This is a genomic window from Ilumatobacter sp. (assembly GCF_041688325.1).
Classification (GTDB): domain Bacteria; phylum Actinomycetota; class Acidimicrobiia; order Acidimicrobiales; family Ilumatobacteraceae; genus Ilumatobacter_A.
In genome coordinates, this window is record NZ_JBDNIJ010000025.1 from 36,427 (window position 1) to 51,061 (window position 14,635).

A 14,635-nucleotide genomic window follows, 5' to 3' on the forward strand; every position below is an offset into this window, starting at 1 on the left:
TGCGAGTGCATCGGGGCGCGAGATATTCGCCATATCTGGGTGGGTTGAAAGCCCTGCGGCCACTCTCGATATATGTGCCCCTGACCGGCACGTATCTGGAGTCCTTGTTGGGGTGTCCATGACGTAGTCGACGGGGGTGTTTGGTGCGTTGTGGACACGCGTGCCCCGACAATCCATCGTCGTGACCACGGAGCGTCCGATTACCCGCATAATGCTGGCTATGTGCGCTTTGGGAGGTGGCCGGTCTGATCATTCTGGGATGCGGTCGCCCCACTCGATGGATGGGATCATCGCTGCTGCCTCGGTCGATCGGCATTGCTGGAAGAACTCGAACGCCAGGCACGGTCGACCGCCGACCGTCCCGTACTTGAGGACCGGCGGTCCATTCGCACTCACGAGCAACAACAGGTCCTCGACGCGGTCGCCGGGCAATGGGGGAACCGGCTCTACATCGACGGGTCTCGCGTCCAGTAAAAGTGGGAGACGGTCGGGTAGTTCGACCGGTTCGACACCGGCGGCGATCTCTGCGAGTTGCTCATTGCTGAGTCCCTGGGTGTGCAGCCACACGACGATGCCGGGTTCGTACTCCCATGCGAGGTCGGCCGGATCGTCGACTCGATAGCTGAGCCCGGTGACGTCACCGAACGAGATCTCGGTCGGTTCCGGGACAGTGTCGATCGTTTCGTAGCCCCACAGTGCGCCGTACGCCTAGTTCCAAAGTGGCGAGCGGACGTCGGTGTCGCCGATTTGGACCCCGACCCCGACGTACGGGCCGGCCCTGTCGCCGTAGTCAATGTGCTCGATGCCATTGCCGCCGATCAGCTTATTGCAGAGCGGCCCGTCGTCGTCGACCGTCCACTCGGCGCACGTGAAGAACGCTGCCAACGCAGTCGGACTCATGTCGGTCGTCAGGCCTCGCTGGGTCGCAAGGTCATCGGGGAGGCCCGATGTCGCGTCGAACCATCCGACTGAGCCAGGTACCACCCGGATGGAGTCCCAGGCAGGTTCGTAGTTGTCGTTGTTGATCTGGAAAATCATGTCGATGACGACCCCTTGACCGGTCGGATCGATGGGAGAAGCAACGGTCGGAAGCGTGCTCGGGGTTTCGATCGGCTCGCTCGCAGCCGGCGGCGTGGTGTCGCAGTTGGTGACGATCAGGCCGAGTCCGACGATCGTGACGGTCGCGGCAGCAGCGACGAGAAGTGGTCCAGTGAGATTGCGGCCCCGGTCGCTCGTTGCAACAGCGTGGTGCGGGCGGGTTGCCTGATCGGTGTCGATCGCGTCGTCGATGATGTCGGCGTAGCGGCGGATGCGTTCTTCGTTGTCGATGGTCATGTCATTCTCGGAGTTGTGTGCGAAGGCCGCGAAGGCCGCGATGGACGTGGTTGCGAACGATTGCCGCCGATACGCCGAGGATTTGGGCGACTTCGTCGTAGGTGTAGCGATGGCCGTGGACAAGCAGCACTGAAACACGCTGAGGCTCGGTCAGCGATGTCATCGCTTCGCCCGATCCGAGATCCGTCCTCGGATCGTTTCACACCCCAAAGAAAATCTTCGTCTCGACACAGCTCAGGCGCCGCCCACCAACGCATATCACCGCCGCACTTCGGCTCGTTCCAGTACTCGGGTACGGGATTTCCGCGAGCGGGCGGCCGCTCAGAACGCGCATCGGCGCACCGTCGGCGCGGAACTGGTCGTCGTCATCGGTTCAGCCTCTGGCTTCACCCCGAAATTCAGTCGAGCGTTGCGGGAGCCACAGCAAGTCCAACGGCGACGGCTCCAGCGTGCAGACGTTTGTCCCACGCCGCCATGGTGATGTCGGCTGAACCGAGAGCGAGGGCACTTGCAAGATGGACTGCGTCGGCTCCACGAAGTCGGTGCTGGACTGCCAGTTCACCGGCCACCGTTTCGACATTGGCCGAGAGTTCGATGGGACGCATCGATGCCCAAAACGTCTCCCACTCGTCTGCCGCAGCGGAGGCCTCGGATTCAGTGAGGTCGTGGTTGCGACCCGCTGCTGCGAGCGCTGCGCAGACTTCTGGATACGCGAGCCGGCTCGACAATGCAGCGTCGCACGCGTTCCACAACACTACTGCCGTGTCCGAGCCGGTCTCGTCGAGCACCAGTTTGACGAGAGCGCTCGAATCGAAATAGACGATCGCCACCTTCAGCCACGCTGCTCACTCACGGTGTCAGCGACCGGTCGCTTCGGCGTCGGTCGGGATCGACCGCCAGCGATCGGGCGGGCCGACCGGGCGGGGCGACAGATGATGCCCTGGGCAGTCAGACGGTCAAGCACCGGAGTGGCGTTGAGCGCAACGATTCGGGCGACTGGCGTCCCTCGATCGGTGATGACGATGTCATTGCCATCACGCGCTGCGTCAATCCATTGTCCGAGGTGAGCTCTGAGTTCTGTGACAGCTACATCCACAAACGGCAGTGTACACCCCATGGCTATTCCAAACGTACACTTCGGCCACCGCGAGTACGGCGATGTCTCTCTAACGCTTGATGAGCAGCGGCTGCAGGGCTGGTGTAATTGTGGCCCAAGTGCTCGACTCCCTCGCCTTGCCAGACAGCCCAGACAGCCCAGACAGCCCAGACAGCCCAGACAGAATGATCAGCGACGTCCCGTTGTGTTGATTCGCTCGGGAACGATCGTAACGATCCATCGATGGTCGTCGGGGCCGTCGGACGGCGGGCCGTCAGCGCCGTACTGCGTACGAACCTTTGCGACGAACAGCTTGTCGGGATCCGGTTCGAACGCGGCCCGGCCGCGTACCTCGATCGTGTCGATCATCGACGTCGGACTCATCAGGAAGAACGTGCAGGCAGAGTTCTCGCGCAGGTTCCGGTACTTTTTACGGTGTTCCAGCAACGAGAATCTCATCTGGCCCTCGTCGTAGAGAAACCACATGCCCGTCGACTGCGGCAGCCCGGTCGGTGTGAGCGTGGTAATGACGCAGCCATACGGCTCGCTCACCAGAGCGACATGCGACTCAGGAACGGTGATCACGTGTTCGTCCAGTCGCGCTGCTGGCCAGGCATGCCACTCATCCCCAGCGCTGCGTCGGCGGTCTGGCTGGCCATGATCTGGTTGCGGTTCTCGAGATCGATGCCGGCACGCAGGCTCGGGATCTCAAGGTTCGACCACATCGCCTCCTTCGTCATCCACACGCCGAACGGGCTGTTCGCAGCAATTTCGGCAGCGACGCCGAGCACCGTGTCGATCAGCGCATCGTCGGGGACAACCCGGCTGATCAGGCCAATGCGGTCAGCCTCCTGAGCATCGAACACTCGACCGGTCAGCAGGAGCTCCCAGGCCCGGCTTGCTCCGATCAGGCGGGGCAGCATCCAACTGACACCGATGTCGCAACCAGAGAGCCCAAGCCGGACGAACGCGGTGCCGAACTTTGCACTTTCGCCGGCGTACCGAATGTCGCTGGCACATGCGAAGGCGAACCCGCCGCCTGCGGCTGCACCGTTGATGGCCGAGATGATGGGTTGGCGTACGTCACGCATCCGATGCACGACATCAGCGATCAGCTGCTGAGTGGCCATGCCGCGCTGCACACGGCCGAGCCCCTCCGTGCCCTCGACGACCCCAAAGCCACCGAGGTCGAGGCCGGCACAAAACCCTCGGCCGGCGCCGGTGAGGATGACAACGCGACAGTCGTGGTCAGCATCGACCGCGTCGAGCGCTGCGTGGAGATCGTTGACCATCCCAACGGTGAGGGCGTTCAGCTTGTCCGGACGGTTGAACGTGATGCGGGTGACGCCACTCGCGGGCTGGTCAATCAGCAGGTTGTCAGGCATGGGTGCCATCCTCGCGTGACGGGTACCTCCCGAGCCGAACTCGACGCCGGGTGCGCCGACTTCACGCGCCTCGAAACTTTGGCTCTCGCCGCTCGGCCATCGCTCTGGTTCCCTCGGCGAAGTCCGCAGTCGTGCGCAGCCATGCTTGCTCGGCTGCCTCGTGCACCGTGGCAGCTCTGACTTGGTCGGCCAGGTCGCCACGCAACGTTGCGCGTATCGAGCGAACTGCGAGCGGCGCAGATTTGGCGATCTCCCCGGCAAACAAGCGGGCCTGTGTTCGGAGTTCGTTCAACGGTACGACGCGGTCGGCGAGCCCCATCGCTGCAGCTTCATCCCCCGTGACCCGACGACCCGTGTAGAGCAGTTCGGCAGCCGCTTGTGGCCCGACCAGGCGCGGCAGCGTGACACTCAAGCCGAAGCCGTGGTGAAAGCCAAGCCGAGCAAAATTCGCGCTGAATCGAGCCTCCGGCGCGGCAAACCGGAAGTCGGCGGTGAGTGCGAGGCCGAGCCCGCCGCCGATCGCTGCACCCTGGATTGCTGCGACAACCGGCTTCGTGTTGTCAACAATTCGCGCCGCGGCGGCGTACAACTCCTCGGTCGTGTATCCGCTTGCGTCCGCCGTGAAGTCGGCGCCGGCGCAAAAGTGTTTGCCGGCAGCGCACAGCAGAATCGACCGACAGCGGTCGTCGGCATCGAGCGCTTGGAACGCATCGGCCACCCCGCCGATCAGTTCGAGCGAGAAGAAGTTGTTGGGCGGAGTCACGAGTTCGACAACAGCGACATGGTCGCCGTCGATATCGACAGTTGCTCGCACGGCAGAATTTTCGAACACGGTGTTGCTCACAGGTACCTCTGGCTCATTACTCATTGTCCGACGGTGCGGAACGGTTGGCCCTTGTCGGGCTGCGGTTCTTTCGGCAGACCGAGGACGTTCTCACCGATGATGTTGCGCTGGATCTCGTCGGTGCCACCTGCAATCGACTGTGCGGGAGTTGACACCAACACCTCGGCGACTGTTTCGTGGATCGGATCGTCGGTCTCGCGCAGCATCCCATTGGCTCCGGTGATCATCGAGTGCACATGGTTGGACCTGCGTGCGACCTCCGAAAGTGCGAGCTTGCCGATCGAACCCTCAGAGCCTGGCGCTCGACCAAGCGACTGCGCGGCCTTGGCCCGACCGGCGGTCCATTCAGAGACACGTTGAAAGCCGACCAGCCCGGCAATCTCGTTGCGCAGCACCTGGTGACCTGCCAAACCGGCGACCCGAGCTCGTTCGCCAACAAGGTCCGCGCGACCCATCCGTTGCGGGTACCACTCGTAGGTCTTGAGGTACTCGGCTGCTTCGGCTTTCGCTTCGTCGATGCAGCGACCTGTAGCCAATCGATCGAAGGCAAGATTGCGTTGCGTGGAGAATGACCGCTCATGCGCAAGTGTGCCTCGGGCGACACGCCAGCCATCGCCGACGTTGCCCACCACGTTCTCATGGGGCACTCGGGCGTCGCTCAAAAAGACTTCGTTGAATGACGTCCGATAATTCATTTGATGGATCGGTCGGGCCTCAACACCCGCTTGGCGCATGTCGAGCAAGAAGTAGGTGATCCCAGCATGCTTGGCGACGTCCCAGTCGGTACGTGCAACGAGAATCGCCATGTCGGCGTGGTCGGCCGACGTGTTCCAGACCTTCTGTCCGTTGACGACCCATTCGTCACCGTCGCGCCTCGCCGTCGCCTGCAAGCCAGCGAGATCTGAACCCGCGCCCGGCTCGCTGAACAGTTGACACCAGGTGAGCTCACCCGTCAGTGTCTTGCGGAGGTACTTCGCCTTCAGCGCGTCCGATGCGTGGTCGTACATCGTGGGTGCCGCAAGCCCAAAGCCTCCGCCGAGCGGTACCGCCACTCCCCCGGCCTGTCGAATCGTCTGATGCGCAACGCGATCGGTCCACGCTGGCAATCCGCGGCCGAACCAGTTGGTGCTCCATGACGGCACGGCCCAGCCGGATGTGACGAAGCGGTCACGCCATTCAAGGAGCGCCAGGTTCGGATCCCACTCCGAGTGGAACCACTCGAGTACCTCTCGACGGATATCAGCCTCGGTGATGGTCATCGTGCTGCTCGCGGCCGATTGTCGGTGCCCGTCAACTCATTCCCCATTAAATGACGGCGGACGCTTTTCGAGAAAGCTGGCGAGACCTTCCTGGAAGTCTTTGGTCCCGAAGAGCGGGAGGAGAGCGAGATACTGCCGCTGCACGTGATCTTCCAAACCTTCGGTCATGGCATGACGCATCAAACGCTTTGCAGCTCGCACAGCGAGGGGTGCATTGGTTGCAATTTTAGCAGCCAGAGCAGCCGTTGTTGCGGCGAGTTGGTCGGCATCGACAACCTGGCTGACCAACCCGAGTTCGAGTGCCTGAGGTGCTGTCAATGTTCGAGCGGTGAACAGCAACTCCGCCGCCTTCGACCAGCCAACAATCCGTGGAAGCAGCCACGTACCGCCACTCTCAGGAACCAGCCCTCGCGCTGTGTATGCCGCCGACAGCTTGGCGTTGCTGGCAGCCAGTCGGATGTCGCAGCCCAGTGCGAGGTCCATCCCGTACCCCGCAGCGCCTCCGTTGAGCGCGGCGATCGTTGGCGTGTCGATCTTGTTCAGCACCACCGGCGGAGCGTTGCGGAGATCGAACTCACCGGTTGCTCCGGCACCACCGTCGCCACCGATACCGGTCCCAGAAGCCGCCGCACCGACGTCGAGCCCAGCGCACCAGGCGCGCCCGTTGCCGGTGAGCACGATCACTCGCACATTGACATCGGCATCAGCCTCCAACAGCCGGCGCGAAAGATCGCTCAGCATGGTCGGTGTGATCGTGTTCATCCGGTCAGGTCGGTTGAAGGTGATCGTTGCCACCGATCCGGCGATGTCGTAGAGCAGTTCGTCGGTCATTGCCTCCATCTTCGCGTGCCACCATCACCTCCGGCCGAGTCGCAGGACCGTGGAGTAATCCGGTGTTCAGCTGGCAGGATCATCCAATGCCCAAGATGCGCGAGCTCACTTCCGTCGACGCCGACTACGCCACGATCGGCCCGAACCAATCGACGCTTCGCCAGCCGATCGCTGTTCCGGCAAGCACACTCTTCAATTGTCTCGCCAACGGCCCAGCCTGGAAGGAATGGCTCGGCATCGACGTCGAGTGGACATCTCCGGAGCCCTACGGCGTCGGCACGACGCGAACGGTGACGACGACCGGCGTGACCATCGAAGAGTTTTTCCTCACCTGGGACGAGGGTGAACGCATGGCCTTCCGTTTCGACCGGACGACGCTGCCGATGCAGTCCTTCGCCGAGCACTACGAATGCACACCACGCGGCGACGGCGCGTGCGAACTCGAATGGAGCTACGCATTCGAAGGCAGCGGGCCCCTCGGCGCTGTTTTCGCCAAGGTGTTCGGCGCAGTCTTCGGGCTCCAGAACAAGCGGGCAGTCAAGAAGCTCGCAAAGCTGCTCGAAGCTGACCCGCAGCGATTCGCCTGACGCGTCAGCGGGGCGGCAAAGAGTGGACGACACTCACCGAGTGGGTAGTCACGGCGGCCTGGCGCACCTTGGCAAGCTCGCGGTACTCGGGTGAATCCCACCAGGTCATCAATGCCTCTTCGGACGGGAACTCGATCATGATCGTTCGGCCGGACTCGCGTTCGCCTTCGAGCACGGTGACGTTGTCGTCATAGGTCACGAAGCGGGCGCCGGACGGCTTCAGGACGGGGAAGAAACCCTTTTCGTAGTTGCGGTAGCCCTCGACGTCGTTCACGGTGATGTGGGCGATGAAATACGCGGGTTGTGCGGCAGTGTCGTTCGACATGGTGATGCTCCTCGATGTGGATCAGAGCTGGCGCCAAAGGCCAGCGATGCTCAGCCATCTTGACATGACAAGCGTCGAGCTCTGCCCCCGGACACCCCGCCCTCGTAGGGTCGGCTCGTGACCAACCTGTATTCAACGCTGGCGGAACACTTCCACTCCCACCTCGACGCCACCTTTTTGCGGGTTCCCGGCGGCGAATCGCTCACGTACCGCGACGTCGATCAGCGGTCGGCGCGCATGGCCACAGTTCTGCAAGATCTGGGGGTTGGGGTCGGCGATCGCGTCGTCGTGCAGATCGACAAGTCGACCGACAACGTTGCGCTCTACCTGGCATGCCTTCGGACCGGTGCGGTCTTTCTTCCTTTGAACACGGCGTACACGCCTGGTGAGGTCGGGTACTTCGTCGACGACGCGGCCCCAGCCGTCGTCATCGCCCGGCCGGGAACACTCGATGGCCTGCCGACCCGCGTTGTCCATCTCGACACCGACGGAACCGGCTCGTTCGCGAAGGATGCCGACGCTGCCGACCCGTTCGACCAGGTGATCGAACGCGCTCCTGGCGACGTCGCAGCGATGCTCTACACATCAGGGACGACGGGCCGATCGAAGGGGGCCATGCTGACCCATGCAAACCTGACCTCAAACGCTCTGGCGCTGCACGAAATCTGGGGTTTTGGGCCCGACGATGTGCTCCTACACACGCTGCCCATCTTCCACGTCCACGGACTGTTCGTGGCGCTGCACTGCGCGATGCTCAGCGGCAACGAGGTCATCTTCCTGCCGAAGTTCGGCCCCGCCGAAGTCGTCGAGCAACTGCCAAACGCCACGGTGATGATGGGCGTCCCCACGCAGTACACACGCCTCATCGCCGATGATCGGTTCACCACCGACGTATGCGCCTCGGTGCGGCTGTTCACGTCTGGGTCGGCGCCGATGACCGAGGCGGTCCACGCCGACTTCACCGCCCGCACCGGCCTGCAGATCCTCGAACGTTACGGCATGACCGAGGCCGGCATGATCACGTCGAACCCCTACGACGGCGAACGCGTCCCGGGGACCGTCGGGTTTCCACTTCCAGGCGTCGAGCTTCGGGTCAGCGACGACGACGGCGCTCAGCTGCCGACCGGCCAGACCGGCGTCGTCGAGATCCGTTCCCCCGGCCTGTTCGCCGGCTACTGGCAGATGCCCGAAAAGACAGCAGCGGAGCATCGCGACGGCGGCTGGTTCATCACCGGTGATGTCGGCTCGGTCGACGCGGCAGGCCGCCTCACGCTCGAGGGTCGGTCGAGTGACATGATCATCAGCGGCGGCTACAACGTGTACCCGAAGGAAATCGAGATGGTCCTCGACGAGGTACCGGGCGTCCTTGAGACCGGCGTCATCGGAGTGCCCCACCCGGACTTCGGCGAGGCTGTGGTCGCCATCGTTGTCCGCGATGGTTCGGCCGAGGTGACCGACATACAGCTCGCAGCCGCGCTCGATGGCGTTCTCGCTCGATTCAAGCATCCCAAGCAGTACATCGACGCGAGCGAGCTCCCGCGCAACGCCATGTCGAAGGTCCAGAAGGCAACACTGCGAACTGAGCACGCTGCCCTGTTCACCGACTGAGCGAGCAGTTATCGCGCCATCGTCGGGTTGAAGTGTTCCGGCGATCCTTCGCCGCGCTCAGATGCTGCGGTGAATGCCTCAGCGATTCGGTCCGCAGCCGCGCCCACTGCGTCAGACGAATCGGTACGGGAGATCGCCAACCACTGCACGGTGATGTTGCGGCCTGCCAGCGGTGCGACGACGACCGTGCGGTGCGGGCGGTTCCACGTCAGGACCATCGACGGCTGGATCGTGACGCCATGGCCGCCGCCAACCAGCCTGAGCAGCATCTCGAGTGACTGCACCTGAACGACCGTCGTCGGGACGACATCGGCAGCGAGGAAGAACTCGTGGAACTCGAAACCACGCGACGGTCGATAGTCCGATGTCAGGAAGGTCTCCGCGTAGAGGTCTTCTGGGCTGATCGGCCCGCTGGTGGCGAACGTGCTGTCAGCCGGAACTGCTGCGACGAGCACATCTGAGGCAAGCGTCAACGCGTTGAGCCCTGTCGGCCGTGTCGACCACGGGGCGATGGCCAGATCAGCCGCCCCAGAACGGACCGCGTCGAGAAGGTCTTCGTCCCTGAACCGAAGCAGCTCCATCCGGGCGTGACCATCGACGGGTGCAAACGTGTCGATCAACCAGCCCGCCGTGTCGTAGAAGCCAACTGCGACGCGAATCCGTTCTGGCTCATCGCTGCCGATCCACCGGGCCGTCAGTAACGCTCGGTTGATCTGCCGTTCGATGTCGTCTGCGCTGTTTGCGAGGTGTTCGCCCGCCGGCGTGAGGCGAATCGTGCGGCCGCTGGTGGTGGTGAGCCGCGTCCCGGCCCGGCGTTCTGCTTCAGCGAGTCGGTGGCTCGCGGCAGACGGGCTGAGGTGCAGGCGTCGTGCTGCGTCGCCCAGACGGCCCATCTCCCGAAGAGCCGCCAGGAGTTGCAGATGAGCGCGATCCAACACATGCACATTCTGCATCATTTACAGGGTTAAGACGCGCTGGACGGGATGGTTTACCACTCTGATACTGGAGAGGTGAGCACGATCATCAACGACACCCGGCACCCTGCGGGAGCAACCGGCAGCACAAAGACCGCTCGGCCAACAGTTGCCGTGGCTGCCGCCGCTGTCGGTTTTGGATTCAGTCCGTACTTCGCAACCCGCGCGTTCGATGCCGGCATCGATCCGATTGCCGCATCGTTCCTCCGCATCCTGGTACTCTTCGTTGTTCTCGCACCTTGCGCACCGCAGCTGCACGGTTGGCGACGCGAGTCATTGATCGTGTTCGCCGGCGGAGCGGTCAGCATGCTTGGCTTCGCCGGATACTTCCTCGCGCTCAACCGGGCACCGGTCGCAGCAGCAACCGTCGTCTACTACACGTACCCGGTCGTCGTACTCCTCCTCTCCGCAATCGTGTGGAAGCGCCCGTTGCATGCCCGAGAAATCGCTGTTGCCGGCACGATTCTGTTCGGCGTCGTCCTGAGTGTCGGCCCGACTGGGATGTCGACTTCGGTCGCCATCTCACTCCTGCCCGCCGTCGCCGCTCCGATCGGATGGGCGACATACCTGCTGGTGCTCAGTGGCCCGGCTGCAGCGATGCCCACGGCGCCGAAGATCCTCGCCGGAGCAGCCGGAGGCGTGTCGGTACTCCTCCCCCTCACACTGGCGAGAACCGGCCTGCATATCGCCCCGATGACGACCGATGCACTCCTCGCCGTCGTGTTCCTCACCCTCTGCACACTTGCCATCCCCGCTGCGCTCGTCACCTGGGGCGCACCCCTGGCCGGCGATCGAGCAACCGGGATGATCGGCAGCCTCGAGTTCGTGGTGGCGCTCGCTGCGAGTTGGACATTGATGGGTGTTCCGCTCGGCACCGCACAACTCGTTGGCGCCGGCCTGGTCTGCGGTGGTGTTGGTGTCGCTTCCCGCTGGACCGGCCACCGCTAACGGTCCCGTTCGGCGAGGTTCCAGACCAGCGCTGGTCGCGGTTGATCACGGTCACCGATGTCGGCCGACGACGCGGTCAGGCCGCCGACGTACGCCCGCGTTGGCGCTCGGCTACGTGCTGATTACCACCGGCACGGGGTACGTGATCGACCCAACCAGTTTTGCTTCCGTGAGCGACGACGGAGTGCAGCTCACTGCGCCAAGCCGTCAGTGGGTAAGCCGCCATCGCTCCAGTCGGTGATTCCGAGCCGGGTTGCACGATCCCACTCTCGTAGGCGAGCACGACGGCTTGCACTCGATCACGCACGCCAAGTTTCGTGAGGAGTCGGCTGACGTGAGTTTTCGCCGTTGCCTCTCGTGGCCTCGTTCAGCGCAGTCCTGGGCGTCGCAATTGGACTGCTCTTCGGCTTCGGTGTGATGCACGGACTCCACCGCAAGATTTTGGTGGATGAGCAACGCTGGCAGCGTGATTTTCATCGTCGCACCAACGGAGTAGGGCGAAGCTCAGAGTTGCGAGCACGTCAGCGTGATGTTTTTGGTGCCCATTTCAGCCAAAACCATCACGCAGACGCATTGTCACTGCACGAGCTTGATGAGACGTTCTTTCATGCTCGAATACGGCGGATATAACACCTTCAGATCCGGCTTCGTGCGCTTGTCCAACACCGACTTGAGGTGGCTGAACGTCTCGAAGCCTGCCTCGCCGTGATACGAACCCATGCCGCTCGGTCCGACACCTCCGAAGGGAAGATCGGGAGGCCCGATATGGAGAATTGTTCCGTTGACACCGACACCGCCTGATGACGTGCGTGCGATGGTCCGTTGTGCGGTCGTGTCGTCGTCGGTGAAGATGTAGAGCGCCAACGGCTTCTCACGGCCGTTGACAAAGTCGATGGCTTCGTCGATGTCATCAACACTGATCACCGGGAGCACCGGGCCGAAGATCTCATCGGTCATGACATCGGAGTCGGGGTCAGGATCAATCAGCACCGTCGGAGCGATGTAGCGGTCGGACGAGTCGGTGGTCCCGCCGAAGGCGATGGTTCCACTGCCTTCGCCCCCGATCAATGCAGCGACGCGTGCGAAATGGTCGTCGCTGATGATGCGGCCGTAGTCGGCACTGGCGTGCGGGTCGGCCCCGTAGAAATCAGTCACCGACTGCTCGATGGCTTCGACGAGACGGTCGCGCAGCGGTCGGGCCACGAGGACATAGTCAGGAGCGATGCAGGTTTGGCCAGAGTTCACAAACTTGCCCCAGGCAATGCGCCGAGCGGCGACCTCGATGTCGGCATCGGCGGCGACGATCGCCGGGCTCTTGCCACCCAACTCCAGGGTCACGGGTGTCAGGTGTTCGGCAGCGGCATGCATCACGATCTTTCCGACACGTGTGCCGCCGGTGAAAAAGATGTGATCGAATCGTTGTTCGAGCAGAGCGCTCGACTCATCGACCCCACCACCAACGACGGCAATAGTCGCCGGATCGAGATACTTCGCGCATAATTCGACGAGGGCGTCGGATGTCGCCGGAGCCAGCTCTGACGGCTTGGCGACGATTGCATTCCCGGCGGCGATCGCTGCGGCCATCGGCGACAGCAACAGCTGCAGTGGGTAGTTCCACGGAGCGATGACCAGCACCACGCCCTTCGGCTCTGGCACGATGCGCGCCGTCGCCGGTCGGTAGGCCAGCGGGACCTTCACCTTGCGCGGTGCAGACCACTTCGCAAGGTTCGACTTCTGGTAGCCGATATCGGTCAGCGTGAAACCGATCTCGGTCGCCCAAGCCTCGGTTGCAGGCTTGTGGAGGTCGGTGGCAAGTGCGGCAAGAAGCTGGTCAGAGTTCTCACGCAGCATTGCCTTCATTGCATTCAGCTGGTTGCGGCGCCACTCGAGTGACCGGGTCAGCCCACTGTCGAAGCCGTTCCGGATCGTCTCGACGATTCGATCTGCATCGAACTCGGGTTGGCCGGGGGAATCAGCGGCTGCAGGGCTGCATGTGTTGGTCATGTGATGCGCCTCCTCAGGCGGGGTGTTCGCTTCCAGATCATGGTGGAAATACGGGACAAAAACTCGTCGCGCTGCCCGAGCCCAGAAATGACGCGAAGTCGGTGCGGTCCTCGTCGAGTGAGTGGCCGAACCCGACAAGGTCGACGATAACTACGCGCATTGGTTCATGCGATTGAGAGCGAGACCAGACAACAGCAGCCGTGGTGACCACTCCCCCAACCCGTACTGCGCCGGCGGCAACGTGTCACACTCACCCTCTGAAACCAAGCTGACCTCGGTGTGACAACGCAGCGGTCGCGGAGCATGTTGAGGTCTGAGGATGGTGACTGTTCGAAACCCTGCCGCTCTTGCTCGGAACGGACGTACCCAATGATCTCGTCGATCTCATCGTTCTCGAGACCTGTGATCGACACCATGGCACGATGCGCAACGGGCCCCTGTCCTCCTCGGTCCGAACCGAGTTGGTTGCATGAACGAGTTGCCGCACAACCCCAACGTACGACACAATGTAGAAATTCAAACGTCGAAGTCAGAACCGACACCGTCCACCAGCAGTCTCGACCAGGCCGCCACATCAGAAACAACACCAGCACTATGACGCGACGAGCCGACGGCGCCCTCGAAACAGATGTCCTCCGGGCACTCTGGAACATCAACCAGCCGGCGTCCCCCAGTGACGTCATCGAGGACATGAGCACCGACCTCGCCTACACCAGCATTGCCACCATTCTCGGCCGGCTGTGCGACAAAGGCTTGGCGACCCGAAAGCGGTCCGGCCGCGCCTACCGGTACGAGGCGGCGAGCAGCGAAGCAGACCTCACCGCGCAACGCTTACGCACGATCCTTCATGCAGCATCGGACCGCCAATCCGCGCTCGCCGGATTCGCGCAAGCACTCGACCCCGCCGACGCCGCCCAACTCTTCGCCATCTTAAACGACGCACCGTGATCAACTTCGTTGCACTCCCCCTCGTCGTTACGCTCGGCGTTGCGCTCGCTGGGAGCCGTCGCCTCGACCGGCTCAGCCCGGCCGCGGCAGCGCGTTGCAGCGCTTTGCTCCTCGCTGCAGTGGCGATCTCTGCGGTCCCAACACTGTGGCTGATCGGGCTCAGTGGCCTTGCCCACATTGGCTTCCACAACCCAGTCATCGACTGGTCCCGCCATCTCCTCCCTGAGTATCGACCCTTCGGCGCCCTCGTCGGCATCGCCTCACTGGCCGCAGCGCTCGTCGGAACGATCCGCGCCGCACGCGTCCTTGCACACCACCAGCAACTTCGCTGCACCGGAGCGCGCTCCGTCGAGTTCATCGACACTGACGAAATCTACGCCTACACACTCCCCGGCCCGGCCGGCACGATCGCTATATCGGGCGGTCTACGAAACGCGCTTGAGGACGACGAGTTCGACGTGGTCCTGGCGCACGAGCAAGCACACGCCCGA

18 protein-coding genes and 1 pseudogene are annotated in these 14,635 nt (G+C 63.1%); 5 read left to right on the forward strand and 14 right to left on the reverse strand.

Annotation, left to right across the window (positions count from 1 at the left end; all coding sequences use genetic code 11):
* Positions 1 to 249: 249 nt before the first annotated feature.
* The 10 genes from ACH2EI_RS01975 to ACH2EI_RS02020 form a co-directional block, all read right to left on the reverse strand.
* The gene (locus ACH2EI_RS01975; RefSeq protein WP_395154903.1) at positions 250 to 567 is read right to left on the reverse strand and encodes a hypothetical protein; all 318 of its coding nucleotides are present in this window, start codon (positions 565 to 567) and stop codon (positions 250 to 252) included.
* A gap of 141 nt (positions 568 to 708) precedes the next feature.
* Positions 709 to 1,335, reverse strand: a complete 627-nt coding sequence (locus tag ACH2EI_RS01980) for a hypothetical protein (protein WP_395158974.1) — start codon at positions 1,333 to 1,335, stop codon at positions 709 to 711.
* 1 nt (position 1,336) lies between these two features.
* A complete protein-coding gene (locus tag ACH2EI_RS01985) occupies positions 1,337 to 1,498 on the reverse strand; it encodes an RNA polymerase sigma factor (RefSeq protein ID WP_395154901.1) in 162 nt (53 codons plus the stop codon).
* Positions 1,499 to 1,733: 235 nt separating this feature from the next.
* The gene (locus ACH2EI_RS01990; RefSeq protein WP_395154900.1) at positions 1,734 to 2,165 is read right to left on the reverse strand and encodes a type II toxin-antitoxin system VapC family toxin; all 432 of its coding nucleotides are present in this window, start codon (positions 2,163 to 2,165) and stop codon (positions 1,734 to 1,736) included.
* A gap of 2 nt (positions 2,166 to 2,167) precedes the next feature.
* The gene (locus tag ACH2EI_RS01995) at positions 2,168 to 2,431 is read right to left on the reverse strand and encodes a type II toxin-antitoxin system Phd/YefM family antitoxin (RefSeq protein ID WP_395154899.1); all 264 of its coding nucleotides are present in this window, start codon (positions 2,429 to 2,431) and stop codon (positions 2,168 to 2,170) included.
* Between the two features lie 189 nt (positions 2,432 to 2,620).
* Positions 2,621 to 3,016 carry a PPOX class F420-dependent oxidoreductase gene (locus tag ACH2EI_RS02000; protein ID WP_395154898.1) on the reverse strand — a complete coding sequence of 132 codons (396 nt, stop codon included), beginning with the start codon at positions 3,014 to 3,016 and terminating at the stop codon, positions 2,621 to 2,623.
* On the reverse strand, positions 3,013 to 3,816 hold the full coding sequence (locus ACH2EI_RS02005; protein WP_395154897.1) for an enoyl-CoA hydratase/isomerase family protein: 804 nt from the start codon (positions 3,814 to 3,816) through the stop codon (positions 3,013 to 3,015). Before ACH2EI_RS02005 ends, ACH2EI_RS02000 begins: the two co-directional genes overlap by 4 nt.
* A gap of 61 nt (positions 3,817 to 3,877) precedes the next feature.
* Positions 3,878 to 4,684: an enoyl-CoA hydratase/isomerase family protein gene (locus ACH2EI_RS02010; protein ID WP_395154896.1), complete on the reverse strand. Its 807-nt coding sequence runs from the start codon at positions 4,682 to 4,684 to the stop codon at positions 3,878 to 3,880.
* Positions 4,681 to 5,919, reverse strand: a complete 1,239-nt coding sequence (locus ACH2EI_RS02015; protein WP_395158976.1) for an acyl-CoA dehydrogenase family protein — start codon at positions 5,917 to 5,919, stop codon at positions 4,681 to 4,683. Before ACH2EI_RS02015 ends, ACH2EI_RS02010 begins: the two co-directional genes overlap by 4 nt.
* Positions 5,920 to 5,955: 36 nt before the next feature.
* A complete protein-coding gene (locus ACH2EI_RS02020; RefSeq protein WP_395158978.1) occupies positions 5,956 to 6,750 on the reverse strand; it encodes an enoyl-CoA hydratase/isomerase family protein in 795 nt (264 codons plus the stop codon).
* Positions 6,751 to 6,845: 95 nt separating this feature from the next.
* On the opposite strand from ACH2EI_RS02020, the gene ACH2EI_RS02025 reads away from it, so the two are divergent.
* The gene (locus tag ACH2EI_RS02025) at positions 6,846 to 7,337 is read left to right on the forward strand and encodes an SRPBCC family protein (protein WP_395158980.1); all 492 of its coding nucleotides are present in this window, start codon (positions 6,846 to 6,848) and stop codon (positions 7,335 to 7,337) included.
* 4 nt (positions 7,338 to 7,341) lie between these two features.
* On the opposite strand, the gene ACH2EI_RS02030 is transcribed toward ACH2EI_RS02025, so the two are convergent.
* Positions 7,342 to 7,662 (reverse strand): DUF1330 domain-containing protein, encoded by a 321-nt coding sequence (locus ACH2EI_RS02030; protein ID WP_395154892.1) that lies wholly within the window; start codon positions 7,660 to 7,662, stop codon positions 7,342 to 7,344.
* Positions 7,663 to 7,779: 117 nt separating this feature from the next.
* On the opposite strand from ACH2EI_RS02030, the gene ACH2EI_RS02035 reads away from it, so the two are divergent.
* A complete protein-coding gene (locus tag ACH2EI_RS02035) occupies positions 7,780 to 9,270 on the forward strand; it encodes an AMP-binding protein (RefSeq protein ID WP_395158982.1) in 1,491 nt (496 codons plus the stop codon).
* 8 nt (positions 9,271 to 9,278) lie between these two features.
* Here the strand turns inward: ACH2EI_RS02035 and ACH2EI_RS02040 are convergent, their stop codons facing one another.
* Entirely contained in the window at positions 9,279 to 10,208 is a 930-nt protein-coding gene (locus ACH2EI_RS02040; RefSeq protein ID WP_395158984.1) for a LysR family transcriptional regulator, read from the reverse strand.
* A 72-nt stretch (positions 10,209 to 10,280) separates the two neighbouring features.
* Between ACH2EI_RS02040 and ACH2EI_RS02045 the strand changes: the two genes are divergently transcribed.
* Positions 10,281 to 11,192: a DMT family transporter gene (locus ACH2EI_RS02045; protein WP_395151988.1), complete on the forward strand. Its 912-nt coding sequence runs from the start codon at positions 10,281 to 10,283 to the stop codon at positions 11,190 to 11,192.
* A gap of 244 nt (positions 11,193 to 11,436) precedes the next feature.
* Here ACH2EI_RS02045 and ACH2EI_RS02050 read toward each other — a convergent pair.
* Positions 11,437 to 11,547, reverse strand: a pseudogene (locus ACH2EI_RS02050) (LuxR C-terminal-related transcriptional regulator); the annotation flags it as partial.
* A gap of 221 nt (positions 11,548 to 11,768) precedes the next feature.
* The gene (locus ACH2EI_RS02055; protein ID WP_395158986.1) at positions 11,769 to 13,196 is read right to left on the reverse strand and encodes an aldehyde dehydrogenase family protein; all 1,428 of its coding nucleotides are present in this window, start codon (positions 13,194 to 13,196) and stop codon (positions 11,769 to 11,771) included.
* A 594-nt stretch (positions 13,197 to 13,790) separates the two neighbouring features.
* On the opposite strand from ACH2EI_RS02055, the gene ACH2EI_RS02060 reads away from it, so the two are divergent.
* On the forward strand, positions 13,791 to 14,144 hold the full coding sequence (locus tag ACH2EI_RS02060; protein WP_395151992.1) for a BlaI/MecI/CopY family transcriptional regulator: 354 nt from the start codon (positions 13,791 to 13,793) through the stop codon (positions 14,142 to 14,144).
* Positions 14,141 to 14,635 (forward strand): M48 family metalloprotease (locus tag ACH2EI_RS02065; RefSeq protein ID WP_395158988.1); only part of this gene is annotated, 495 nt, incomplete at its 3' end. The genes ACH2EI_RS02060 and ACH2EI_RS02065, both read left to right, overlap by 4 nt.